General features: G+C 64.3%; 21 protein-coding genes. 12 read left to right on the top strand and 9 right to left on the bottom strand.

The annotated features are described in order from the left end of the window. Positions 1-41: 41 nt before the first annotated feature. Positions 42-1,670: a long-chain-fatty-acid--CoA ligase gene (locus EUV02_RS05240; protein ID WP_135245118.1), complete on the top strand. Its 1,629-nt coding sequence runs from the start codon at positions 42-44 to the stop codon at positions 1,668-1,670. 11 nt (positions 1,671-1,681) lie between these two features. On the opposite strand, the gene EUV02_RS05235 is transcribed toward EUV02_RS05240, so the two are convergent. Then, positions 1,682-1,939 (bottom strand): hypothetical protein, encoded by a 258-nt coding sequence (locus EUV02_RS05235; protein WP_135245117.1) that lies wholly within the window; start codon positions 1,937-1,939, stop codon positions 1,682-1,684. An 83-nt stretch (positions 1,940-2,022) separates the two neighbouring features. Beyond that, complete coding sequence (locus EUV02_RS05230) at positions 2,023-3,093, bottom strand: PA0069 family radical SAM protein (protein ID WP_135245116.1); 1,071 nt, start codon at positions 3,091-3,093, stop codon at positions 2,023-2,025. A gap of 128 nt (positions 3,094-3,221) precedes the next feature. Between EUV02_RS05230 and EUV02_RS05225 the strand changes: the two genes are divergently transcribed. Then, a complete protein-coding gene (locus EUV02_RS05225) occupies positions 3,222-3,806 on the top strand; it encodes a hypothetical protein (protein WP_135245115.1) in 585 nt (194 codons plus the stop codon). A gap of 41 nt (positions 3,807-3,847) precedes the next feature. On the opposite strand, the gene EUV02_RS05220 is transcribed toward EUV02_RS05225, so the two are convergent. The 4 genes from EUV02_RS05220 to EUV02_RS05205 form a co-directional block, all read right to left on the bottom strand. Then, entirely contained in the window at positions 3,848-4,726 is an 879-nt protein-coding gene (locus EUV02_RS05220) for an RcnB family protein (RefSeq protein ID WP_243445771.1), read from the bottom strand. A gap of 61 nt (positions 4,727-4,787) precedes the next feature. Continuing rightward, entirely contained in the window at positions 4,788-5,315 is a 528-nt protein-coding gene (moaB, locus tag EUV02_RS05215; protein WP_135245114.1) for a molybdenum cofactor biosynthesis protein B, read from the bottom strand. Beyond that, the gene (locus tag EUV02_RS05210; protein ID WP_135245113.1) at positions 5,305-7,206 is read right to left on the bottom strand and encodes a lytic transglycosylase domain-containing protein; all 1,902 of its coding nucleotides are present in this window, start codon (positions 7,204-7,206) and stop codon (positions 5,305-5,307) included. Before EUV02_RS05210 ends, moaB begins: the two co-directional genes overlap by 11 nt. Beyond that, positions 7,203-8,003 carry a uracil-DNA glycosylase gene (locus tag EUV02_RS05205; RefSeq protein WP_135245112.1) on the bottom strand — a complete coding sequence of 267 codons (801 nt, stop codon included), beginning with the start codon at positions 8,001-8,003 and terminating at the stop codon, positions 7,203-7,205. The genes EUV02_RS05210 and EUV02_RS05205 overlap by 4 nt, the downstream gene beginning before the upstream one ends. A 165-nt stretch (positions 8,004-8,168) precedes the next feature. On the opposite strand from EUV02_RS05205, the gene EUV02_RS05200 reads away from it, so the two are divergent. The 6 genes from EUV02_RS05200 to EUV02_RS05175 all read left to right on the top strand — a co-directional run bounded on the left by EUV02_RS05200 (position 8,169) and on the right by EUV02_RS05175 (position 14,793). After that, positions 8,169-9,800 (top strand): electron transfer flavoprotein-ubiquinone oxidoreductase, encoded by a 1,632-nt coding sequence (locus EUV02_RS05200; protein WP_135245391.1) that lies wholly within the window; start codon positions 8,169-8,171, stop codon positions 9,798-9,800. Positions 9,801-10,050: 250 nt separating this feature from the next. Then, positions 10,051-11,730 carry a tetratricopeptide repeat protein gene (locus tag EUV02_RS05195; RefSeq protein ID WP_135245111.1) on the top strand — a complete coding sequence of 560 codons (1,680 nt, stop codon included), beginning with the start codon at positions 10,051-10,053 and terminating at the stop codon, positions 11,728-11,730. Between the two features lie 4 nt (positions 11,731-11,734). Continuing rightward, entirely contained in the window at positions 11,735-12,565 is an 831-nt protein-coding gene (locus EUV02_RS05190; protein ID WP_135245110.1) for a 4-(cytidine 5'-diphospho)-2-C-methyl-D-erythritol kinase, read from the top strand. 234 nt (positions 12,566-12,799) lie between these two features. Continuing rightward, on the top strand, positions 12,800-13,120 hold the full coding sequence (locus EUV02_RS05185; RefSeq protein ID WP_135245109.1) for a hypothetical protein: 321 nt from the start codon (positions 12,800-12,802) through the stop codon (positions 13,118-13,120). Between the two features lie 153 nt (positions 13,121-13,273). After that, a complete protein-coding gene (locus EUV02_RS05180; protein ID WP_135245108.1) occupies positions 13,274-14,047 on the top strand; it encodes an enoyl-CoA hydratase/isomerase family protein in 774 nt (257 codons plus the stop codon). Beyond that, positions 14,044-14,793 (top strand): N-formylglutamate amidohydrolase, encoded by a 750-nt coding sequence (locus tag EUV02_RS05175; RefSeq protein ID WP_135245107.1) that lies wholly within the window; start codon positions 14,044-14,046, stop codon positions 14,791-14,793. The genes EUV02_RS05180 and EUV02_RS05175 overlap by 4 nt, the downstream gene beginning before the upstream one ends. Here EUV02_RS05175 and EUV02_RS05170 read toward each other — a convergent pair. Then, a complete protein-coding gene (locus EUV02_RS05170; protein ID WP_135245106.1) occupies positions 14,765-15,286 on the bottom strand; it encodes a cysteine dioxygenase family protein in 522 nt (173 codons plus the stop codon). The two genes, EUV02_RS05175 and EUV02_RS05170, sit on opposite strands and share 29 nt — an antisense overlap. A gap of 106 nt (positions 15,287-15,392) precedes the next feature. On the opposite strand from EUV02_RS05170, the gene ilvD reads away from it, so the two are divergent. Then, positions 15,393-17,111, top strand: a complete 1,719-nt coding sequence (ilvD, locus tag EUV02_RS05165; RefSeq protein WP_135245105.1) for a dihydroxy-acid dehydratase — start codon at positions 15,393-15,395, stop codon at positions 17,109-17,111. Here the strand turns inward: ilvD and EUV02_RS05160 are convergent. Then, positions 17,108-17,344: a hypothetical protein gene (locus tag EUV02_RS05160; protein ID WP_135245104.1), complete on the bottom strand. Its 237-nt coding sequence runs from the start codon at positions 17,342-17,344 to the stop codon at positions 17,108-17,110. The two genes, ilvD and EUV02_RS05160, sit on opposite strands and share 4 nt — an antisense overlap. 28 nt (positions 17,345-17,372) lie before the next feature. On the opposite strand from EUV02_RS05160, the gene EUV02_RS05155 reads away from it, so the two are divergent. The 3 genes from EUV02_RS05155 to EUV02_RS05145 are packed head-to-tail and all read left to right on the top strand — an operon-like array spanning position 17,373 to position 20,652. Next, positions 17,373-18,803, top strand: coding sequence for an NAD(P)H-hydrate dehydratase (locus tag EUV02_RS05155; RefSeq protein ID WP_341533699.1), 1,431 nt, complete (start codon positions 17,373-17,375; stop codon positions 18,801-18,803). Continuing rightward, complete coding sequence (locus tag EUV02_RS05150) at positions 18,800-20,005, top strand: class I SAM-dependent RNA methyltransferase (RefSeq protein WP_135245102.1); 1,206 nt, start codon at positions 18,800-18,802, stop codon at positions 20,003-20,005. The genes EUV02_RS05155 and EUV02_RS05150 overlap by 4 nt, the downstream gene beginning before the upstream one ends. Positions 20,006-20,043: 38 nt before the next feature. Then, on the top strand, positions 20,044-20,652 hold the full coding sequence (locus tag EUV02_RS05145) for a YdeI/OmpD-associated family protein (RefSeq protein ID WP_135245101.1): 609 nt from the start codon (positions 20,044-20,046) through the stop codon (positions 20,650-20,652). Positions 20,653-20,676: 24 nt separating this feature from the next. On the opposite strand, the gene EUV02_RS05140 is transcribed toward EUV02_RS05145, so the two are convergent. Beyond that, positions 20,677-21,108, bottom strand: a complete 432-nt coding sequence (locus EUV02_RS05140) for an MAPEG family protein (protein ID WP_135245100.1) — start codon at positions 21,106-21,108, stop codon at positions 20,677-20,679. Positions 21,109-21,179 lie beyond the last annotated feature (71 nt).

Raw genomic sequence — 21,179 nt, 5'->3', positions numbered from 1 at the left:
CTTTGCTAGGAACCATCTCAACGGAATTTGGGGAGAAGACGATGTTGGGTGGAATGCAGGATTGGCCGCTGCTGGTCTGGCGATTGATCGATCATGCCGCGCTCAACCACCCCAATCGCGAAGTCATTTCGCTGACGGTCGAGGGGCCAAAGGTATGTACCAACTGGCGCGAGGTTCGCGATCGGGCTCGCAAGGTCGCGCAGGCGCTTGTCGGACTGGGCATGAAGCCAGGCGATCGCATCGCGACATTGGCCTGGAACACCTATCGCCACCTCGAATGCTGGTACGGTATTTCGGGGATGGGGGGCGTTGCACACACGATTAATCCGCGCTTGTTCGAGGATCAAATTGTCTACATCGCCAACCATGCTGAAGACCGTGTGCTGTTTTTTGACCTGAGCTTCGTCAAACTTGTCGAAACAATCGCGCCGCGGCTAAAGACAATTGAGAAGTTCGTGCTGCTCACCGATCGAGCACATATGCCTGAAAGCTCGTCGCTCGACTTGCTGTGCTACGAAGAATTGGTCGCCGCGCAGGACGGAAAGTTTGACTGGGTCGATGTCGACGAGCACGCGCCGTCGGGGCTGTGCTATACGAGCGGCACAACCGGCCATCCTAAGGGCGTGCTCTATTCGCATCGGTCGAACGTGCTGCACGCCTTTGCCGCGTCGCTCAACGACGTGTTCGGGCTGAGCGCGCAGACGGTGGTGATGCCGTTTTCGCCGATGTACCACGCCAATGCCTGGTCGGTGCCCTATGCCGCGGCGCTGACTGGCGCCAAGCTGGTGCTGGCGGGGCCGCACACCGATGCGCCGACGCTGCACAAGCTGATCGTCGATGAGGATGTCGACTTTACGCTCGCTGTTCCAACGGTTTGGCTATCGATGTTGCAGCATCTTGAAAAGACCGGCGAACACCTCGGCAAGCTCAAGCGCGTCGCCATCGGCGGCTCGGCCGTACCGCGGATGATGATCGAGCGCTTCCAGAACGACCATGGCGTCGCGGTCAGCCAGATCTGGGGCATGACCGAATTGTCGCCGATCGGGACGTCGGGAACGCCGTGTCCCGATGTGCTGGCGATGGGGCCTGAAGCCAAGCTCGATGCCCAGTGCAAGCAGGGGCGCGCGGTGTTCGGCGTTGAAATGAAGATCGTCGACGACAATGGCGCCGAGCTGCCGCGAGACGGCGTCGCGTTCGGCCGGCTGCTGGTCAAGGGGCCGTGGACAGTTGAACAGTATTTCAAGGGCGATGGCGGCCAGGTGCTCGACGCCGATGGCTGGTTCGACACCGGCGATGTCGCGACACTCGATGCGCTGAGCTACATGCACATCGTCGACCGCTCGAAGGACGTCATCAAGTCGGGCGGCGAGTGGATCTCGTCGATCGAACTCGAGAATGCCGCGGTTGGCTGCCCGGGGATTGCCGAGGCGGCGGTCATCGGCGTGGCGCATCCTAAATGGGACGAGCGGCCGCTTCTGGTGGTCGTGCGCAAGCCCGACGCCAGCGTGACCAAGGACGACGTGCTGGCGTACCTGTCGGGCAAGATCGCCAAATGGTGGACGCCCGACGATGTCGTGTTTGTCGACGAGCTACCGCACACGGCGACGGGCAAGCTGCTCAAGACTGCGCTACGCGACCGCTTCCGCGACTATCGCTTGCCGACCGCGTAGCGCGAGGCCTGTTATTTGCTGGTCGGCGCTGCGGTTGCGGCAGCGTTTGCCTGCTTCATCGCGGCCATATTGGCTTTGCAGTCAGGCGACACTTGCGCGATTTTTTGCGTCAGGCATGCCTGGACCGCGGTCCGATCCATTGCCGCGACGGCGTCGGGGCACAGCTTGGACGCATCGGCCTTGCAGGCGCCCGGATGCGGGACAGTTTGTGCGCTGGCGGCGCCGGCAGTGGCAAGCAGTGCCACCGACAGAATGAGGTGCAGTTTCATCAGGATTCTCCCCTATGTTACCTTGAAGGCGCATCACGATGGCATAGCTACTTTCGGTTGGAAAGTGCGACGTGATTCATCACCTACCACATTCTGAGCTGCGCGCTCGGTACGCGGAAGCGATCGGTCGCGAGTTCCAATCGCGGCTTGTCGAGACCGAACCGCGCGCAGCCGATGGCGAAGCGGCGGCGCAGCATTTCGGCATAGGGGCCTTTGCCGGCCATCCGCGTGCCGAATTCGGGGTCATTGTCGCGGCCGTCGCGCATCGAATGGATGAGGTGCAGCACGCGCGCCGCGCGGTCGGGGTAGTGGGCATCGAGCCAGGCGCGGAACAACGGCGCGACTTCATGCGGCAGCCGGACGGGGCGGGTGAAGGCGGCATAGGCACCGGCGCCTGCAGCGGCCTCCAGTATCGCTTCGATTTCGTGGTCGGTTATCGCCGGGATGACCGGTGACACCGACACGAAGACCGGCACGCCGGCGGCGGCGAGTTGCCGTATGGCCTCGATGCGCCGCGCAGGTGTCGGGGCGCGCGGCTCGATGCTGCGGGCAATAGTACGGTCGAGGCTGGTCACTGAAATTGCAACAGCAACAAGGTTTTGCGATGCAAGTTGGGTAAGCAGGTCGAGGTCGGCCGTGACGCGATCGGACTTGGTGGTGATCGTCACCGGGTGGCCGAATTCAAGCAGCACCCCTAGGAGTGCGCGGGTGATGCGAAAAGCGGCCTCGATCGGCTGGTAGGGATCGGTGTTGGTGCCCATGGCCAACGGTTTGGGCGTGTAGCCGCGCTTCGACAGCTCGGCGCGCAGCAAGGTCGCGGCACTTGGCTTGGCGGTCAGTTTGGTCTCGAAATCGAGACCCGGCGACAGACCGAGATAGGCATGCGTGGGCCGCGCAAAGCAATAGATGCAGCCGTGCTCGCAGCCGCGATAGGCGTTGACCGAGCGGTCGAACGGAATGTCGGGCGAGGTGTTGCGCGTGATGATCGTCCGGGGCGCCTCGATACTGACCGTCGTGCGCAGCGGCGCTACGTCATCAAGGCTCTCGCGCGTGTCGAGCCAGTCGCCATCGACCTGGGTCGCCAGCGCATCGAAACGCGCGCTCGCGGCGTTGTCGGCGGCGCCGCGGCCTTTGAGGGGCGGGGGTGTGACCATCATCAACATATAGTCGATTGAACAGAACGTAACAAGAACATAGAAAATCAGATTTTAACTTGGCCCAGGCTTGATCCGGTGCGAAAATGACCAGCGGAAGTTGAACCGGGGCAATAGGAAATCTGATCATGAAGCTGCTTTTGAAGGCCATACCGTTGCTGGCGCTGGCATCGTCACCCGTGCTTGGACAGAGCGCCGGAACACCGCCAGCTTCACCGCCGCCCGCCAATGTGCAGCAGGCACGCGCACAGATCACGCTCGACGAACCGACTAAATATGCGCTGGTCTCCGGTTTGGGCAGCGAAGTCGGGACGCCGTTCATCCTCAACAACCTCGCCGATGCCAGCAAGCTCTGCCAGGCGATGGGCACGTGCATCACCACCGATCAGATCCAGACCGAGTCGGCGGTCGATCCGGCGGCCTTCGCCGACGTGCACAATGCTGTCGAGCTAGCCAAAGCGGTGCAGGTCAAGGGCAAGCCGCCCGTCGCCATTGTAAGCCTGGTCGCGATCTACCCCGCGCCCGGCACATGGAACTACACGCCGATGTTGGTGCAGACATCGGTACTCGATGTCGCAACCGGCAAGTCTCAGATTTTTTACGCCGATATCGAATTTCGCGTGACCGGCGCCGAACTGCGCAACTGGATCCCGCAGTCGGGGCTCAATTATGATCTGCAGCAGCGTTTCGGACTGCCGACCAACTTCAAATGAGCGTGCTGCCGGCGGGGTGGTCCCCGCCGGCGGGCAGGCCGCTACATCAGGAAAACGTTATTGTAGACGGCACGAATGCGGCCGGTACCAAGTTCGACGAGCAGCAGGTCGGGGCCATAGCGCACCCACTGCGTGCCATACGGCGGTGCGCCGAGCCCGAACGCACTGTAGCTGGTGAAGTAATAGGCGCTGCTTAGGAACAGCGACGGCAGGAACAGTCCCACCGACCACGGCCGGTAGTAATAGCCGGGCGGATAGCGCCACGGCGCATAATAGACTGGCGGCCGGTACCAGCCGCCGGCGGGAGGGTAGTGGCCGGGCGGATAGCGCCCGCCGGGTGGATAGAACGCCGGCGGTGGATAATAGCCACCGCCCGGCGGCGGGCGATAACCCGGCGGCGGCTTGTAGCCTGGCGGAGGCCGGTACTGAGGCGGCAGCTTGTTGTTGTTCCAGTTGGCGCCATTGCTGCCGTTGTTATTGCCGTTCCAATTGCCGTTACCGCCGCCGTTGTTCGGCGGCCGGTAATTGCCGTTGTTGTTACCGCCTTGCGGGGGTTTGTAGTTGCCGTTGCCGTTATTGCCACCCTGCGGTGGCTTGTAATTTCCGCCGCCTCCGCCTCCGCCTCCGCCGCCGTTGCCGGGATAGCCGGGCTTGGTCGCAGGCTTGGTCTGTGGGTATTGGCCGCTGCTGCCGGGTGGCTTGTAGTTGCCGCCGCCACCGTTACCCTGTGCGGGGCGAGCTGCGGGCTGCTGGTAGCCGGGCGACTGCTTGTAGCCACCACCGCTGTTGCCGGGCGCCGGGCGCGTCGCCGGTGCGGCTTGGCTGTTGCCGCCGACATGACGGTTGCCCTGCGGTTCCGCCAGAGTTGCAGCAGGTGCCAGCATCAGCGCCACCGAAAGCACCCGAATTGAATTTGACATGATTAACTCCCCGTAACGTCCACGCACGTCGTCAACGCGTGCGCGGCAGGCTGGTTCCGCGTCAGCGCTCGGTCAGCCGCGGCATCAGCTCCACAAAGTTGCATGGACGATGGCGACTGTCGAGTTGCGTCACCAATATGCCGTTCCACGCATCGCGGACCGCGCCGGTCGAGCCGGGCAGGGCAAAGATATAGGTGCCCCGCGCCACGCCGCCGGTGGCGCGCGACTGGATCGTCGAGGTGCCGATGCTTTGAAAGCTGAGCCAGCGGAAGAGTTCGCCGAAGCCCGGGATTTCCTTGTCGCAAACCTGCTGCAACGCCTCAGGCGTCACATCGCGCCCGGTGACGCCGGTGCCGCCGGTGGTGATGATGCAATCGACCGAGGCATCGTAGATCCACGCCTCGAGCTGAGCCACAATTGCCGGCACGTCATCGCGGCAGATGGCACGGCCGGCGAGTTCGTGCCCTGCCTCGGCCAACAATGCAACCAGCGTGTCGCCCGAGCGGTCATCGGCAGACGTGCGCGTATCCGATACCGTCAGGCAGGCGATGCGGACGGGGAGGAACTTGGCGCTGAAATCAATTGCCATCGGGCTTTTCCTCGGCTTCGACGGGGGCGCCGGCCGACGGAGCGACCACCGGCGTCAGCGGCATGACGCGCGGCGCCAGCTTGATGCCCGTCGGCCCCGGCATGCCGGGGAAGCGCGGCCACAGGCCTTGCACGAGCGCATCAATGCTGGTCGTCGGCGTGTCGCTGCGCAACTGGTACATCCAAAAATTGCGCATGACGATTTCGACATAATGCCGCGTTTCCTTGAACGGAATCGACTCGATGAACAGCAGTGCATCGCCATTATCGCGCAGCGAAGCGTTCCATTTCTGCACCGATCCCGGCCCGGCATTGTACGCGGCGACGACCTTGGGCAGCAGGCCCTGTGTATAGCTCATGTCGCGCAGCTTCTCGAGGTAACTCTGCCCGAGTTCGAAGTTAAACGCCGGGTCGGAAAGGTCGGCGCCCGAAAGGTCGACCGACGGCGTGTCGCCCGCAGCGCCGAAGCTCTTTTGCACCAGCTTGGCGGTGCCCGGCATCAACTGCATCAGCCCCTTGGCGCCGACACGGCTGGTGGCGGTGGTGATGAAATTGCTCTCCTGCAGCGCATGCGCATAGACGAGACTCTGGTCGACGCGCCAGCCGCGGTAAGGCACCCAGTCGGGGGCGGGGAATCGCGCCGACACCGGCGGTTCGAGGCCGAGCGGCGGGTGGTGTGCTAGCCAATATTGCGTCGCCGGCAGATTGAGCCGCGCCGCCAGCCGTAACAGCGGTTCATAGTCGGTGCCGGGGCTGATGCTGGCGAGGTAGCGCAATTCGCGGTCGGCAAGACCAAGCTGGCCAATCTCGACGAGCGCCGCCGCACGACGGGCGCCGCCCTTTGATTTCAGATAGTTCCAGTCGGCTGTGATGAAATCAGGTTCGGTCCAGTTGAACGGATAGGCCAGCCCTAGCGCCCGCTGCGCGAGCAATCCATAGAAGGTAGTGCGGTACCTGGCCGCCTTTGCCAGATTGGCGCTGACGAGTTGCGGCCGCATACAGGCAAAATCGGCACGGCTTGCCCAATAGGCGGCAGCGGCGGCAAGATCGTTCGTCGGGCCGCGCTGGCCCGCGAGGTTGAACGCCGTCGCTGCAGCATTGCAATCGCCAACGCGGAACGCCGCAAGGCCGCTGACCCAGGCCCCAAGTGCTGCCCATTCGCCGCTGCCGGTGGCGGCGTCGCTGCCCATGCGCCGCGCTGCGGCATCATCGCCGGCGATGTAATAGCTCCAGGCAATGCGCTGGGCGTATTCGGTTCGTACCGGCTCGGAGACCTCGAAACGTTGCGCGCGCCATCGGTTTTCAGCAGCGCTGTTATTATCGGCGGCAAGCAGCGGCTTGAGCGCTGCGGCAAAGGCGTCGTCATTGGCGCTGTCGCCCTTCGCCGACTTGGGCGTCATGCGCGGGTTGAAACTGATCGCGGGGGCCGAATTGACCTTTGGCAGCAGCGGCAGATTGGTCGCGCCACGTTCAACCGCCAGCTGCGCAATGCGCGGCGCTTGCGGCAGGGTGGGATTGGCGAACAGCCAGTCGGTCAGTGTGTTGACACTAGCGCGACCGCTGCCGCGGGCCAGCAGCAACTGTCCCTCCGCCGAGCCATAGAGCACGCCGTTGGCGGGCATGTAGGCGAGCGCCGATTCTGCTGCGCTTGTGCGCCCGGCATCGATGTCGCGGAAGATGCGGCCATAGGCGGCAGCTTCGGACGGTGTCAGTTGCGGCGGCACACGGCGCTGGCGCAACGTGATGCCGTCGGCGGGTGTGCCAGTGACGGTAATCGGCGTGCGGCTGCCATCGTCATAGGCCGGGGTAGCGGCGGGCGGGGCCAAGGTTTGGGCGGCAAGGGGGGCGGCCGCCGCGAGCAGCAGCGCAAAGCCGGTGAGGCGGGATTTCATGGTGGGTCGCTGTACGCCGCGAGCGCGGATTTGAACAGCAGCAGATCGCGCCACGCCAAGGCTTTGTGCGACGGATGCGCAAGCAGATAGGCCGGCGCGAAGCTAGGCAACACAGGTACCTTGAGCGCACCCATTTCGAGCGTTTGCCAGCGGCCGCGCAGCCTGTTGATACCGGTTTCGACGCCGAACAACGCCGCCGCCGCGACGCCGCCGAACACCAGCACCGCGTGCGGGCGCACTAGTTCGATCTGGCGCCGCACCACAGGTAGTTGCGCGGCGATTTCGACAGCGCCAGGGGCGCGCGGCGTTGGTCGTGCCAGCAGATTGGCGAGATAGGTGTCGGCACGGTCGCGACCGATTGCCGCAAGCATATGGTCGAGCAACTGCCCGCTCGCCCCGGCAAACAGCCGCCCCGCGGCAATATCGTCCGCGGTTGGCATGTCGCCTAGAACCATGACGCGCGTTGCCGGATTGCCGTCGGCAAACAGCGCCGGACGGCCGCCGCTTTCGACGACCAAGGCCGCAAGCGCATCGAGCGTTTCGCATGCCGCGACGCGCGCCAGGAGCGCGCTGTTGTCGCGGACCGGCAACGGTCCGGCGCGCGGCGCATGGACGGGGGGCTCCGCGGTGGCGATGGGTTCGGGGACCAGCGGCACCTCGGCCAGCCACGTCGCGGGCGCATCGCCGACCAGCGTGTCGACCCCGGCGTCGACGAGCCAGGCCAACGCCGCCAGTGCTGCCGCCGCTTCGCCGCCCGACAGCGGGCCCGCGCCCGACAAAGTGGGTGATTGAGACATCATGTGTCACTCTGCGGTGGCGGTACCTCTGGTCAAGCGGCTTTTGGCAACGTATCTGGTGAATCATTGCAATAGTGCGACGGCGCGAGCGTGCGCTGGCATTGTCGCCGTCCGAGGGGTGCAGGGAAGACTCACATGGCTGAAACACGTACCGACCGCGAATCAATGCCTTATGACGTGGTCATCGTCGGCGGTGGCCCCGCCGGTCTGGCAGCGGCGATCCGCGTCAAGCAGGCGGCCGCCGAAAAGGGCGCGGAAATCAGCGTCTGCATCCTCGAAAAGGGCTCCGAAGTCGGCGCCCACATCCTGTCGGGCGCGGTCGTCGATCCGGTGGCGCTCGACGAGCTGCTGCCGAACTGGCGCGAACTGGACAGTCCGCTGACGGTGCCGGTCATCGAAAACCACCACTGGATTCTGACCAAGGACAAGCAATACGACTTCCCGCACGGCTTGATGCCGCCGTTCATGAACAACAAGGGCTGCTACACCGTCAGCCTCGGCAACCTGTGCCGCTGGCTTGCCGGACAGGCCGAAGCGCTGGGTGTCGAGATTTTCCCCGGCTTTGCCGCGGCCGAAGTGCTGTTCAACGACGATGGCTCGGTCAAGGGCGTCGCCACCGGCGACATGGGCGTTGCCAAGGACGGCAGCCACAAGGACAGCTTCACACCCGGCCTCGAGCTCCATGCCAAATACACCTTCTTCGCCGAAGGCGTGCGCGGGCACCTGTCGAAGCAGCTGATCAAGCGCTTCGATCTGGCCAAGGACAGCCAGCCGCAGATCTACGGCATCGGCATCAAGGAACTCTGGGATATCGATCCCGAAAACCATGTCGCCGGCCGCGTCATCCACACGCAGGGTTGGCCGCTCGATGACGCCAACGGCGGCGGTTTCCTCTATCATCAGGCGAACAACCAGGTCGCGCTGGGCTTCGTCACCTGGCTTAATTACAAGAACCCCTATCTGTCGCCGTTCGAGGAAATGCAGCGCTGGAAGACGCATCCAGCGATCAAGGCGGTGCTCAAGGGCGGCCGCCGCGTTAGCTACGGCGCCCGCGCCATCAACGACGGCGGCTGGCAGGCGGTGCCCAAGTTGAACTTCCCCGGCGGCGCGCTGATCGGTTGCTCGGCGGGCTTCGTCAACGTGCCGCGCATCAAGGGCAGCCATACCGCGATGAAGACCGGCATGATGGCGGCCGATGCGGCGGTGGCAGCGATCGTGTCGCAACGCGCCAACGACAGCCTCGATGCCTATCAGACGGCGTATGAGAATAGCTGGGTCTATTCGGAACTGCGCGGCGTCCGCAACACGCTGCCGCTGGTCGAAAAGTTCGGCAATCTGATCGGCACCGGGCTCGCGGGCGTGACAATGTGGGCCGAACATCTGGGTGTGCGCATGCCGTTCACGATGAAGACGCATCCCGACAATGAGTCGCTGTTCCGCAAGGATCACGTCTATCCGATCACCTATCCCAAGCCCGACAATGTCTACAGCTTCGACCGGCTGACCAGCGTCTTCCTGTCGAACACCAACCATGAAGAAGACCAGCCAGTCCACCTGACGCTCAAGGACCCGACCGTGCCGATCGAGGTCAATCTGGCGCTGTATGACGAGCCGGCACAACGCTATTGCCCGGCAGGCGTCTATGAAATCGTCGGGCTGGAGGACAATAATCCGCGCCTGCAGATCAACGCGCAGAACTGCGTCCACTGCAAGACGTGCGATATCAAGGACCCGACGCAGAATATCAACTGGGTGGTGCCTGAAGGTGGCGGTGGACCGAACTATCCAAATATGTGACGCGAGCGCGGCCGGCGCTTAAGGTAAAATTTGCCATTCCATATTTTGCCGTAGGCGCGGACTCGCGCCGCGTCCGGCCGGCGGGGCGGAGGCCACAGCCGACGAACCCGTCCAACGGCGTGGCTTTGCCACGACGCCTTACCGTCCTGCCTGCCCTCACACCAGCGCGACTCCCACACCCCCTCGACATCGCCCCTCTACCCCGCCATTACTCACAGCAAGCAGGGCGACCCAAGGACCACCACCGCACATGAACCGCGCGCTCGCGCCCTACGCGCTTTTGCTTCTGGCCACGCCGGCGGTCGCCACTGTCAGCCCGCTGACCGACTCGGCGATGCACGGCTATGTGCTCGGGCGCTATGCCTTCAGCGCCGACGCGCTCCCCACAGCCTCGCAATATTATGAAGCTGCACAACGTCAGGACCCCAATGACCTGGCGCTGCGCCGCCGTAGTTTCGAACTGGCTATTGTCGCGGGCGATCAGGCGCACGCCACGGCGCTTGCCAAGCAACTCGCTGCCGCCGGGCAGAACGATGCCACGGTGGCGTTCGTTCGCATTGCCGACGCGGTAGGACGCAAAGACTGGAACGCCGTCGATGCCCTGCGCCCAGGACTGGGTGATGTCGGTTATGCCCAAGTGGCTTCGCCCATCATCGAGGCATGGACGCAGTTCGGCCGCGGCAACGTCGATGCGGCCTTGGCGCTGCTCAACACCGCGAAATACAGCGGTATCGCCAACAGCTATGTTGCCGAACAGCGCGCGCATATGCTGGCCGCCGCCGGGCGCTGGGACGAAGCCGCCGATGCCTATCATGCTCTGCTGGCCGGCATCGGCAACGGTATCAACTGGCTTAGGGTCGGGGAGGCCGATGCGCTGCAACAGGCCGGCAAGACGCAGGCCGCTGCCGACATGCTGGCGTCGGCGCCGGGCGATTTGCCGCTAGCGGCTGCACGCGCGCGCTTTGAAGCGGGCAAGCGCATCGGCGCGCTGGCGCCGACGCCTGCCGCCGGTATCGCCTGGATGGCGGCGAGGCTTGCGGCAGACATGTCGCGCGACCGGCCGGTGCCGCTGGCGCTGACAATGGGACGGATCGGCACGTTCCTTGACCCGTCGCTCGATGCTGCATGGATGATTACCGGCGATATTCTGGCGCGTGGTGGCAAGGGCGAAGCGGCGCTGGCGGCCTATGCGCACATCGGTCCCACCGATCCGATGGCACCGGTCGTGAATGTGCGTCGCGCGCAAGTCCTCCAAACGCTCGACCGCGACAAGTCGGCGGGCGACCTACTACTGGCCGCGACAGCGCAGCAGGGCGCCGGTATCGACGACTGGACGCGGCTTGGCGACTGGTATCGCAGCGAAGACCGGCTGGCCGACGCCGTGACGGCGTATGACAAGGCGCTGGCGCTGGCAAAGCCGAAAGATCCTGCACTCTGGGCCTATTACTTCCAGCGCGGCAGTGCGCGCGAGCAGGTGGGTGACTGGGTGGGTGCCGAAAGCGACCTGCGGATTGCGCTTGAATTGGCCCCCAATGAACCGATCGTGCTGAACTATCTGGGCTATTCGTTGCTCGACCGCGGGCTGAATCTTGCCGAGGCTCAGGCGCTGATCGAGCGCGCCGCCAAGTACAAGCCCGACGATGCCTCGATCCTCGACTCGCTGGGCTGGGCCTATTTCCGCACCGGTCAGTATGAAAAGGCCGTGCCCGAGCTCGAGCGTGCGGCTGCGGCACAACCCGGCGATCCGACGATCAACGAGCACCTGGGCGACGCTTTCTGGCGCGTCGGCCGCAAGCTCGAAGCGCGTTTTCGCTGGAGCGCCGCACTGGAGCTCGATCCGACCGAGAGGCAAAAGGCGCTGCTGAAGGCGAAGCTGGATTACGGACTGGATGTTGCGCTGGCCATGGCGCCGGCCGCAGCCAGGAAATAGCCCGATGCCAGCACTGACCGAGTTCGCGCCGGCGAAGCTGAACCTGGCGCTGCACGTGCGGGCGCGCAATCCCGATGGCTACCACGACCTTGAATCGATTTTCGCCTTTGTCGACTTCGGCGATACGCTGCATCTGACCCCCGCTGAAGTATTGAGCTTGACGATCGACGGGCCATTCGCGGCGGCACTGGTCGATGATGACAATCTCGTGCTGCGTGCGGTACGGGCCTTGGCCGACGCCAGTGGCAGGCCGGCGGCGGGGCGGCTGCGACTCGAAAAGCATATTCCGGTGGCCGCCGGACTTGGAGGTGGGTCGGCCGATGCCGCTGCGGCGTTACGACTGCTGGCGCGTTCCTGGCAGCTTGATTGGCCGCCGGCCCGGCTTGCCGAAATCGCTTCGGGGCTGGGGGCCGATGTTCCAGCTTGTCTGTACGGCAGTTTGCAATTCGGCACCGGGCGCGGCGATCAGCTGGCACCGATGCAGCGCCACGACCTTGCCGGAACGCCGGTTTTGCTGGTCAATCCGCGCGTCGCGGTGGCGACTGGCCCAGTATTCCGGGGTTGGGATGGCATTGATCGGGGCACACTCGATCCGGCGGCACCGCTGGCGGTGCTCCGCAACGATCTGGCAGCGCCGGCGATTGCGCTGGCGCCGGTGATCGCTACGGTCATCGCAGCGCTCGAACAACAGCCCGGCGTGACGTTGGTGCGTATGTCCGGATCAGGCGCCACGGTGTTCGCACTGTTCGAGTCGGATGCGACTCGCAACGGGGCGGTACAGCAACTTTCAGCGCAATTTCCGGACTGGTGGCTAACGGGCACAGCACTGCACTGATTTCCTGTGTGGCGCATTGTCGCACGTCTAATAATCTGAAAATAAATCGAAAAACCGGGTTGGCAGCGTGGCGCGATAGCCTAACTTGTGCATTGCAGCAAAAAACTTCTGATTGGCACTCAGTTTTTCGTTGACGGCTTTCTGAGTCTCACTTAAAGCCACACTCAGTTGTTCTGAGTACCACTCAATACCAAGCCATCCTCCCCAGGATAAACAAGCAAACAGGAGACTGTCATGATCAATCGCTTCTTCCTCGTCGCTCCGATCGCCCTTGCTGTTAGCGCTGCCTTCGTCGGCGCCGCTGCTGGCCCGGCTGCCGCTGCGACCAACGACTATTGCGCCACGGCGCCCGCGCAGCTGCGCACGCTCAACGCCACCGCTCCGGCGGCTGTGCAGGGCAAGGTCAGCTACAACATCAACGCTGGCGTCCAGCTGTGCGAAGCCGGTGCTGACTTCGAAGCCAAGAAGAACTTCAGCAAGGCGAGCAAGCTGCTCGGCACCGACCTTGCCGCGCTCGGCACCGCGCCGGCCGGCGCTCAGGCTGCTGCCCAGTAAGGCTGCGACCTAAACTCTGATTACTCCCCTCGAGTAACTTTGAGCCGTCCTGGAAACGGGGCGGCTCTTTTTCTGTGCTACGCCGGATTTGGATTGCACTCGCTAGATCAATCTCCCAGACAGGGCGCTCCTTGGTTCTGCGGGATTGCCAGTGTGAACGAACCACTTCGCCTTGAAATCGACACCGGCATTGCGCGCTTGCTCATCGACCGTCCGGACAAGCGCAACGCCTTCAACCAGGCGATGTGGACGGCGTTCCCGGGACTGGTCGACGCCGCGATGGCCAATCCCGATGTACGCTTGCTGATTGTGCAGGCCGCCACCCCGGGACCATTCTGTGCCGGCGCCGACATTGCCGAGTTCGCCAAAAGTGCTGCCGATCCGGCATGGCGGCGCGCCAACGGCGCCGGCATCCGCGCGACGCAAGTGACGCTGGCGCGCGCGCCCAAGCCGACGCTGGCGGTGGTCGACGGGGACTGTATCGGCGGTGGCTGCGGCATCGCTCTGGCGTGTGACCTGCGCATCGCGTCGCCGCGTGCGCGTTTCGGCATCACGCCGGCCAAGCTCGGGCTGGTTTATCCGCTGCACGACACGCGGCTGCTGGTCGATCTGGTCGGGCCGGCGCAGGCCAAGCGCTTGCTCTATACCGCTGAACTAATCGATGCCGCTGAGGCGACCCGCATCGGGTTGGTACAGATTCTGGCCGACAACATCGATGCCGCCGTCGCCGACCATGTCGCGCGACTGCTGGCAGGTTCACCGCACACGCAACGCGGCACCAAGGCGATTGTCTCACGGATTCTGTCCGGCGTCACCGATGATGATCCCGCGTCATCCGGCCAGTTCGATGCCGCATTTGAAGGGGTTGATTTCGCCGAGGGGGTTTCGGCCTTTCTCTCTAAGCGCACGCCAAAGTTCGGCGGGTGACGGCGCCCGAGCGCATCGCGGGCCTTGCTGGTGTGCGGCTGCTGGTGACCGCCGACCACGCATCGGCGGCGGTACCGCACGGTGTCGAGCTTGGCGTTTCGGCCGCCGCCATGGCGACGCATATTGCCATCGACATCGGGACTGCCGAACTGGCGCGCAGGTTGGCGGCACGTTTGGGTGCGCCAGCCGTGATCGCAACAGTGTCGCGGCTGGTCATCGACTTCAACCGCGAGCCCGACGCCACGGGGCTGATTCCGCATATCAGTGACGGCGTGCATATCATTGGTAATGATGGACTTCCTGACGGCGAGCGCACCCGGCGCCTCAACGCCTATCACGCGCCATATCATGCAACGATCGACGCGGCGATTGCCGAGACTGCACCGGCAATGCTGGTCAGCATTCACAGCTTCACGCCGCAGCTGGCGACACGCCCTGACGAAGTGCGACCGTGGCCGGTGGGGGTCCTCTACAATGTGGACGATCGCGCCGCGCGGCTGGGGATTGCCGCATTGGCTGCGCGTGGCTGGAACGTCGGCGACAACCAGCCCTATTCGGGGCGCGTGCTCAACGCGACGATGAACCGCCATGCCGAAGCGCGCGGGCTACCGTATTTGGGCTTTGAAGTGCGACAGGACCAGCTCGGCGATGCAGCCGGCATCGCGGCCTGGGCGGATATTCTGGCCGATGTTGTCAGCGAGGTTGCGGCGCAGATGTTTAGCCGAAGCGTGCCCGCGCCACGCTGAGGTCGTAGGCGTGCTCGATAAGCAGCTCGGCGTCCCATTCGCTGCGGCCATCGGCGAAGAAGTCTCCCCCATAGACGTGGATCGCAGCGCTCAAACGCGCCACCGGATTGTGTACTGAATGGATGATGTCGCGGCCTAGGGGCACGACATCGCCTGCCGACAGCGATTGCGCGCCCGCCGCCGTGACGCGTCCGTCGGGCAGACGCTTCCAGAAGATGTTGTCCTCGCGCCCGTCATAGACGCCGATCACTGCCCACATGTTATGGTTGTGCGGCGGCACCGCCATCGCCGGCTTCCAGATGACGTTGAGCACGGTGAGTTCGTCCGAGCGGAACAGCGGCGCCAGCACACCCGCCTGCGGCGTGGCAAACGCTGCACGCACCGCCGCCGGATCGGCAAGCGCCCGCTGCATGACTTCGAGCACACCGCGGTGAGAGCGGTCGGCGCGCACGGCGTCAAGGCAATCGGAGACAAATTGGTCCGTATCGAACATAACGCGCAATCAACGGCCATTCGCCGGCGCGTGCAAGCCAAATCGAAATGTTGACCTATGGGGCGTCCATCGGCCATTGACCGGTCGTTCTTGAAAGGCCCGTGCCATGACCCGTTTTGACAAATCCAAGCTGCCCAGCCGCCATGTTTCGGTCGGCCCCGAGCGTGCGCCGCACCGCAGCTATTATTACGCGATGGGTTTAACCGAGGAAGACATCGCCAAGCCATTCGTCGGGGTAGTGTCGGCAGGTAATGATTCAGCGCCGTGCAACACTGCGCTCGATGCGCAGGCTGACGTGGCGCGCGAGGGCGTCATCGCCAACGGCGGCATGCCGCGGCGCTTTAACACCATCACCGTCACCGACGGCATCGCGATGGGCCACCAGGGCATGAAATCGTCGCTAGTTAGCCGCGAGATCATCGCCGACTCGGTCGAAGTCAGCGTCCGCGGGCATTGCTATGACGCGCTCGTCGGCTTTGCCGGATGCGACAAGTCGCTGCCTGGCATGATGATGGCGATGCTGCGCCTCAACGTGCCGTCGATCTTCGTCTACGGCGGCTCGATCCTGCCGGGTGTATTCCACGGCAATGACGTCACCGTCGTCGATGTGTTCGAAGCGGTCGGCAAATATGGCGCGGGCAATTGCCCCTTGTCCGAGCTGATCGCGCTCGAAAAGGTCGCGTGCCCTGGCCACGGCGCGTGCGGAGGCCAGTACACCGCGAACACCATGGCGTGCGTCGGTGAAGCTATAGGGCTGTCGCTGCCCAATTCGAACATGGTGCCGGCGCCGTACCTCAGCCGCGCCGACATCGCGCGCGCCGCCGGCGTGCAGGTGATGGAGCTGCTCGCCAAGAACATCCGGCCGCGCGACATCTGCACGCGCGAGGCGTTCATCAACGCGGCGCGCGTCGTGGCCGCCACGGGTGGTTCGACCAACGGCGCACTGCACCTGCCGGCGATGGCGAGCGAGGCGGGGATCGACTTCGACCTGTTCGATGTCGCCGAAGTCTTCAAGACGACACCATACATCGCCGACCTCAAGCCCGGCGGGAAGTATGTCGCCAAGGACATGCACGATGCCGGCGGCGTCTACATGGTGATGAAGACGCTGATGGACGCCGGCCTGATCCACCGCGACTGCATGACGGTGACCGGCAAGACCATCGGCGAGAACATCGACGAAGTGACGTGGAACCCTGACCAGAAGGTCATTTATCCAGTGTCGTCGCCGCTGTCGCCGACTGGCGGCGTAGTCGGACTGCGCGGCTCGCTCGCGCCCGATGGCGCCATCGTCAAGGTTGCCGGCATGCACAAGCTACAGTTCACCGGCCCGGCACGGGTTTTCGAGTGCGAGGAAGATGCGTTCGCCGCCGTCGAAGCACGTACCATCAACGAGGGCGAAGTCATCGTCATTCGCTACGAAGGCCCCAAGGGCGGTCCCGGCATGCGCGAGATGCTGTCGACCACTGCCGCGCTTTACGGCCAGGGTATGGGCGAAAAGGTCGCGCTGATCACCGACGGGCGCTTTTCAGGCGCGACGCGCGGCTTCTGCATCGGCCATGTCGGCCCAGAAGCCGCCGATGGCGGCCCGATTGCGCTGGTCGAAAACGGCGATATTATCACGATCGACGCTGCTGCCGGCACTATTGACTTGGATGTGCCTGCGCATGTGCTGACGGCACGTCGTGCCGGCTGGGCGCCGCGCACCAACGCCTATCAGTCAGGCGCTTTGTGGCGCTATGCACAGAATGTCGGTCCAGCGAGCAAGGGCGCACTGACGCACCCCGGCGCTGTCGCCGAACGGCACGTTTACGCCGATATCTAGTGTGAGGCGGTCGCCGGCGCTGCCACGGGCGCAGCTTGCGGCGGCGCGGCATAGGGTGCAACGGGTCTGATCGCCGTCCAGATCGGCTCACCACGGCCATCGCGCGGGATTTCGCCGCCGGTACCAGGGCGCTTGTTGCTGCTGAAATAAAGCGGCGATGGCGTACAGCCCGCAAGAACTGCGACGCACGCGATGCACAGGCCGATGCGGTGGGTGATTTTGTTCTGTGCCATTTCAAGGTGAAGCTTGTTACAGCAGGGCATGGGATTATCAAGCGGCCTTGATGCGATGCGCCCGATTTTGACCGCGGCAGCGATGCGAGCGGTCGAAAGGCGAGTCATCGACGCAGGCACGCCGTCGCTCGAGCTGATGGAGCGGGCAGGGGCTTCCGCGGCAGTTGCCGCGTGGCGTTTCGGTTTGCCGCGTGAGGTCAACATTCTGTGCGGCACCGGCAACAACGGCGGCGACGGCTATGTCGTCGCGCGCCACCTCGCCGAACGCGGTCATGACGTCAGGGTCATAGCTGCGGCGCCGCTGCGTAGCGCCGATGCCCGCGCGATGTCGGCGCGCTGGGCCGGGCCGGTATTGGCTTACGGCGAAGCGAAGCCCGCAGCAGGTTTCATTGATGCGCTGTTCGGCATCGGACTCGACCGGCCACTTGAAGTTGGCGATGTCGCCGAACTGCAGCGGCTGGGCGCCAACGCGCGCACGCGAATCGCCATCGACTTGCCGAGCGGCGTCGGCAGCGATGATGGTGCGCTGTTTGGTGTGCCGTTCGTATTCGACCTCACAGTAACATTTGGTGCGAATAAGCCTGCGCATATCATTGAACCCGCACGTTCATGCTGCGGCCGAGTGGTTGTCGCCGATATTGGTCTGGGAGCTATTGATAGCAAGACCCGGTGCAACGCGCCGCCGCGATTGCGCGCTGCGGTGGCCGACGTTCACAAATATGAGCGCGGCAGTGTCATCGTCATCGCCGGGCCGGCGGGTGCGGGTGGTGCGGCGCGCCTGGCGGCGCGCGCGGCATTGCGGGCCGGTGCCGGATTGGCGACACTTGCCTGCCAGCCGTTGGCGCTGCCTGAAAACGCCGCGCGGCTCGATGCCGTCATGCTGCGCGTCACCCCTGATGTGGCCGCGCTGGCGCGGGTGTTGACCGATCGTCGCATTGGCGCGGTAGTCATTGGCCCCGGCCTTGGCCAGGACGCGGCGGCAAAAGCGAAGCTTGCTGCCGTCCTGGCGTCGGAGGTGGCCACGGTGTGCGATGCCGATGCCTTCACGCTGTGCGCTGGTGAACCCGAAGCGCTTCGGAACGCCGCGGTCTTGACCCCGCACGAAGGCGAATTCGTCCGCATGTTCGGCAATCTTCCCGGCAGCCGCATCGACCGCGCACTTGCCGCTGCGGCACGCGCCGGCACGGTTGTCGTGCTCAAAGGCCCCGATACCGTCATCGCCGCGCCTGATGGCCGCGCCGTGGTCAACACACACGCCTCGCCGGCCCTGGCGACCGCCGGCTCGGGCGATGTGCTGGCGGGCATTATCGCCGGATTGCTGGCGCAGGGCATGGCACCGTTCGACGCCGCTTGTGCAGGTGTCTGGATACACGGCGATGCCGGGTTACGGGGCGGTACCGGCCTGATTGCCGAAGATCTGCCTGAACTATTGCCGGCAGTATTGCAGGGCCTGGCATGACCGACTGGGCCGAAATCGTCCGCATTGCAGGACGCGGCGATGGTGCCACCGCCGACGGTCACTATTACCGCGCCACCGTCACCGGTGACCGCATACGCGTCAGCGATGGTAAGGTCGAAGTCGACCCCGGCCCCAACCATGCAACGCCGCCGTGCCGGCATTTCCCCGACTGCGGCGGCTGCGCGATGCAACATGTCAGCGATACCTACTATGCAGACTGGGCGCTTGAGCGGCTGCGGCGCGCGCTGATCGGGGTCGAGATCGGGGAAATTGCGCCGCTGCACCTGTCGCCATCGTTCAGCCGTCGTCGCGCGGCTCTGCGTGCGGTGCGGCGCGGCAAAGCGTTGACGCTGGGGTTCAACGCCGATTCGAGCCACAGCCTGATCGATCTGCACGAATGTCATGTGTTGGTACCCGAACTCTTCACACTGTTGGCGCCCTTGCGCGCTTTGCTGTCGCAGGCGCTAGGCGAAGGGCAGGGCGCAGGAATTTCGTTGACGCTGAGCGACAGCGGCGTCGACGTGCTGCTCGCCAATGTGGCTGCACAGACGTTGAAGCAGATTGAGCGGCTCACCAATTTTGCGGCGCGCCACAATCTCGCGCGACTTTCGGTCGAAGGTCCAGCCGGGGTCGAGACGATTGCTGAGGCGCAGCCGCCGGTATTGCGATTCGGTGGCGTGCCTGTCGTGCTGCCGCCCGCGCCATTTCTGCAGGCGACACGCGACGGCGAGTCCGCATTGACAGCGGCTGTGCTCGCAGGTGTCGGTAATGCGCCACGCGTTGCCGACCTGTTCTGCGGGTTGGGGACGTTTGCGCTACCGTTGGCGGCGAACAGGCGACGCGTGTTGGCCGCCGATAACGCTGGGCCGGCGATAGCGGCGCTGACCACGGCAGCACGCGGGGCAGGGCTGTTGCTGCTGCCCGAAACACGCGACTTGTTCCGGCGCCCCATGGACGTCGAGGAATTGAAGCGCTTCGATGCCGTGGTGTTCGATCCGCCGCGCGCCGGTGCCACATCGCAGGCCGTGCAACTGGCGAAGTCGAACGTGCCGCGGGTGGTCGCGGTGTCGTGCAACCCGGTCAGTTTTGCTGCAGACGCGCGGACGCTGGTGGCGGGCGGCTACCGGTTGCGCAAGCTGACGCCGGTGGCGCAGTTTCGCTGGTCGCCGCATCTCGAACTGGTGGCGGTTTTCGATCGCTGAGGCCTGGGGTATTCTGCGCGTCTGGGGAGGAGTTGCATATGAACCGCGACCCGCGCATCGATGCCTATATCGCCAGAGCCGTACCGTTTGCGCAGCCGATGCTGACGCGGCTGCGCGACGCACTGCACGCCGCCGCTAGCCTTGACGAGACAATCAAATGGGGGATGCCAGCGTTTACCTACAAGGGCGCGCAGGTTGCCAATATCGCCGGCTTCAAGGCACATGTGACGTGCAACTTCTGGCGTCGCGATGCTGTCGGCGAAGCTGCGCCCGAAGTAGTCGCCAACGAGAAGGCTGCGATGGGCCAATTCGGCCGGATGACGTGTCTGGCCGATATCCCAGATGACAAGACAATTGCGGCAATTGTCACGCGAGCAATTGCCAAGATCGATGCTGGGGCGACGACGCCGCGTCCAGCCAAACGCACCAAGCCCGAAATCGCCATGCCGGACGACTTTGCAGCAGCTCTCACCGCCAACAGCGGCGCACGGACACACTTCGACGCTTTTCCGCCGGGCGCGCGACGCGACTACCTCGAATGGATCACCGACGCCAAACGTGCCGATACACGCGCGCGCCGCATCGAACAGGCGGTGCAATGGATTGCCGAGGGCAAGCGTCACAACTGGCAATATGTCAGCTGTTGATGCCCACCTCCGGCGTGTTTGAACCTAATTCAGCAGTGCTCCGAGCAGCGCGTGTAGCGCCAACGCAACCAAGCACAGGCTGCTCAGCACGAACAGCATGAAGCGGATGCCGACGATGTTTGTAGTCGCCTGCACCAGACTGTGTACGATACGCAAGCCGACATAGGCCCAGGCCAGCCAGGCGTTGAGCCCGTCGCCCATCCCCATAATCGCCAGCGCCAGTGCTACGGCATAAAACGCCGTCGGCTGCTCCATCAAATGGTTGTAGTTATGCGCCACCCACATCGTCTTGTCGGGCAGGACGCCATCGAGCATGTTCGGCTTGGTACCGCGCACCTTGCTGATATCGACGCCCATTTTCTTGAGCGCGCCCATACGTGTCGTCAGCGTCCACGCCAACATCACCATCGACCACAGTGCGAGTAAAGCGACCGGCGCCAGAATGCCGCTATGCATGACTTATCCTCCCCGTTGTTGCCGGAAATGACTGCCCCGATTTCGTGGGGGCGTCAAATGCCGGCGTCAAC

The organism is Glacieibacterium arshaanense (assembly GCF_004681125.1).
GTDB lineage: Bacteria > Pseudomonadota > Alphaproteobacteria > Sphingomonadales > Sphingomonadaceae > Polymorphobacter_A > Polymorphobacter_A arshaanense.
This window is presented reverse-complemented; position numbering and strand designations above follow the sequence as displayed.

Bases quoted from the DNA above. Each gene is read 5' to 3' on its own strand.
- EUV02_RS05205 (WP_135245112.1), bottom strand. From the start codon at position 8,003: ATGTCTCAATCACCCACTTTGTCGGGCGCGGGCCCGCTGTCGGGCGGC.
- EUV02_RS05195 (WP_135245111.1), top strand. From the start codon at position 10,051: ATGAACCGCGCGCTCGCGCCCTACGCGCTTTTGCTTCTGGCCACGCCG.
- EUV02_RS05160 (WP_135245104.1), bottom strand. From the start codon at position 17,344: ATGGCACAGAACAAAATCACCCACCGCATCGGCCTGTGCATCGCGTGC.
- EUV02_RS05230 (WP_135245116.1), bottom strand. From the start codon at position 3,093: ATGGTCACACCCCCGCCCCTCAAAGGCCGCGGCGCCGCCGACAACGCC.
- EUV02_RS05170 (WP_135245106.1), bottom strand. From the start codon at position 15,286: ATGTTCGATACGGACCAATTTGTCTCCGATTGCCTTGACGCCGTGCGC.
- EUV02_RS05210 (WP_135245113.1), bottom strand. From the start codon at position 7,206: ATGAAATCCCGCCTCACCGGCTTTGCGCTGCTGCTCGCGGCGGCCGCC.
- EUV02_RS05200 (WP_135245391.1), top strand. From the start codon at position 8,169: ATGCCTTATGACGTGGTCATCGTCGGCGGTGGCCCCGCCGGTCTGGCA.
- EUV02_RS05150 (WP_135245102.1), top strand. From the start codon at position 18,800: ATGACCGACTGGGCCGAAATCGTCCGCATTGCAGGACGCGGCGATGGT.
- EUV02_RS05155 (WP_341533699.1), top strand. From the start codon at position 17,373: ATGGGATTATCAAGCGGCCTTGATGCGATGCGCCCGATTTTGACCGCG.
- moaB (WP_135245114.1), bottom strand. From the start codon at position 5,315: ATGGCAATTGATTTCAGCGCCAAGTTCCTCCCCGTCCGCATCGCCTGC.
- ilvD (WP_135245105.1), top strand. From the start codon at position 15,393: ATGACCCGTTTTGACAAATCCAAGCTGCCCAGCCGCCATGTTTCGGTC.
- EUV02_RS05185 (WP_135245109.1), top strand. From the start codon at position 12,800: ATGATCAATCGCTTCTTCCTCGTCGCTCCGATCGCCCTTGCTGTTAGC.
- EUV02_RS05190 (WP_135245110.1), top strand. From the start codon at position 11,735: ATGCCAGCACTGACCGAGTTCGCGCCGGCGAAGCTGAACCTGGCGCTG.
- EUV02_RS05140 (WP_135245100.1), bottom strand. From the start codon at position 21,108: ATGCATAGCGGCATTCTGGCGCCGGTCGCTTTACTCGCACTGTGGTCG.
- EUV02_RS05225 (WP_135245115.1), top strand. From the start codon at position 3,222: ATGAAGCTGCTTTTGAAGGCCATACCGTTGCTGGCGCTGGCATCGTCA.
- EUV02_RS05235 (WP_135245117.1), bottom strand. From the start codon at position 1,939: ATGAAACTGCACCTCATTCTGTCGGTGGCACTGCTTGCCACTGCCGGC.
- EUV02_RS05220 (WP_243445771.1), bottom strand. From the start codon at position 4,726: ATGTCAAATTCAATTCGGGTGCTTTCGGTGGCGCTGATGCTGGCACCT.
- EUV02_RS05240 (WP_135245118.1), top strand. From the start codon at position 42: ATGTTGGGTGGAATGCAGGATTGGCCGCTGCTGGTCTGGCGATTGATC.
- EUV02_RS05145 (WP_135245101.1), top strand. From the start codon at position 20,044: ATGAACCGCGACCCGCGCATCGATGCCTATATCGCCAGAGCCGTACCG.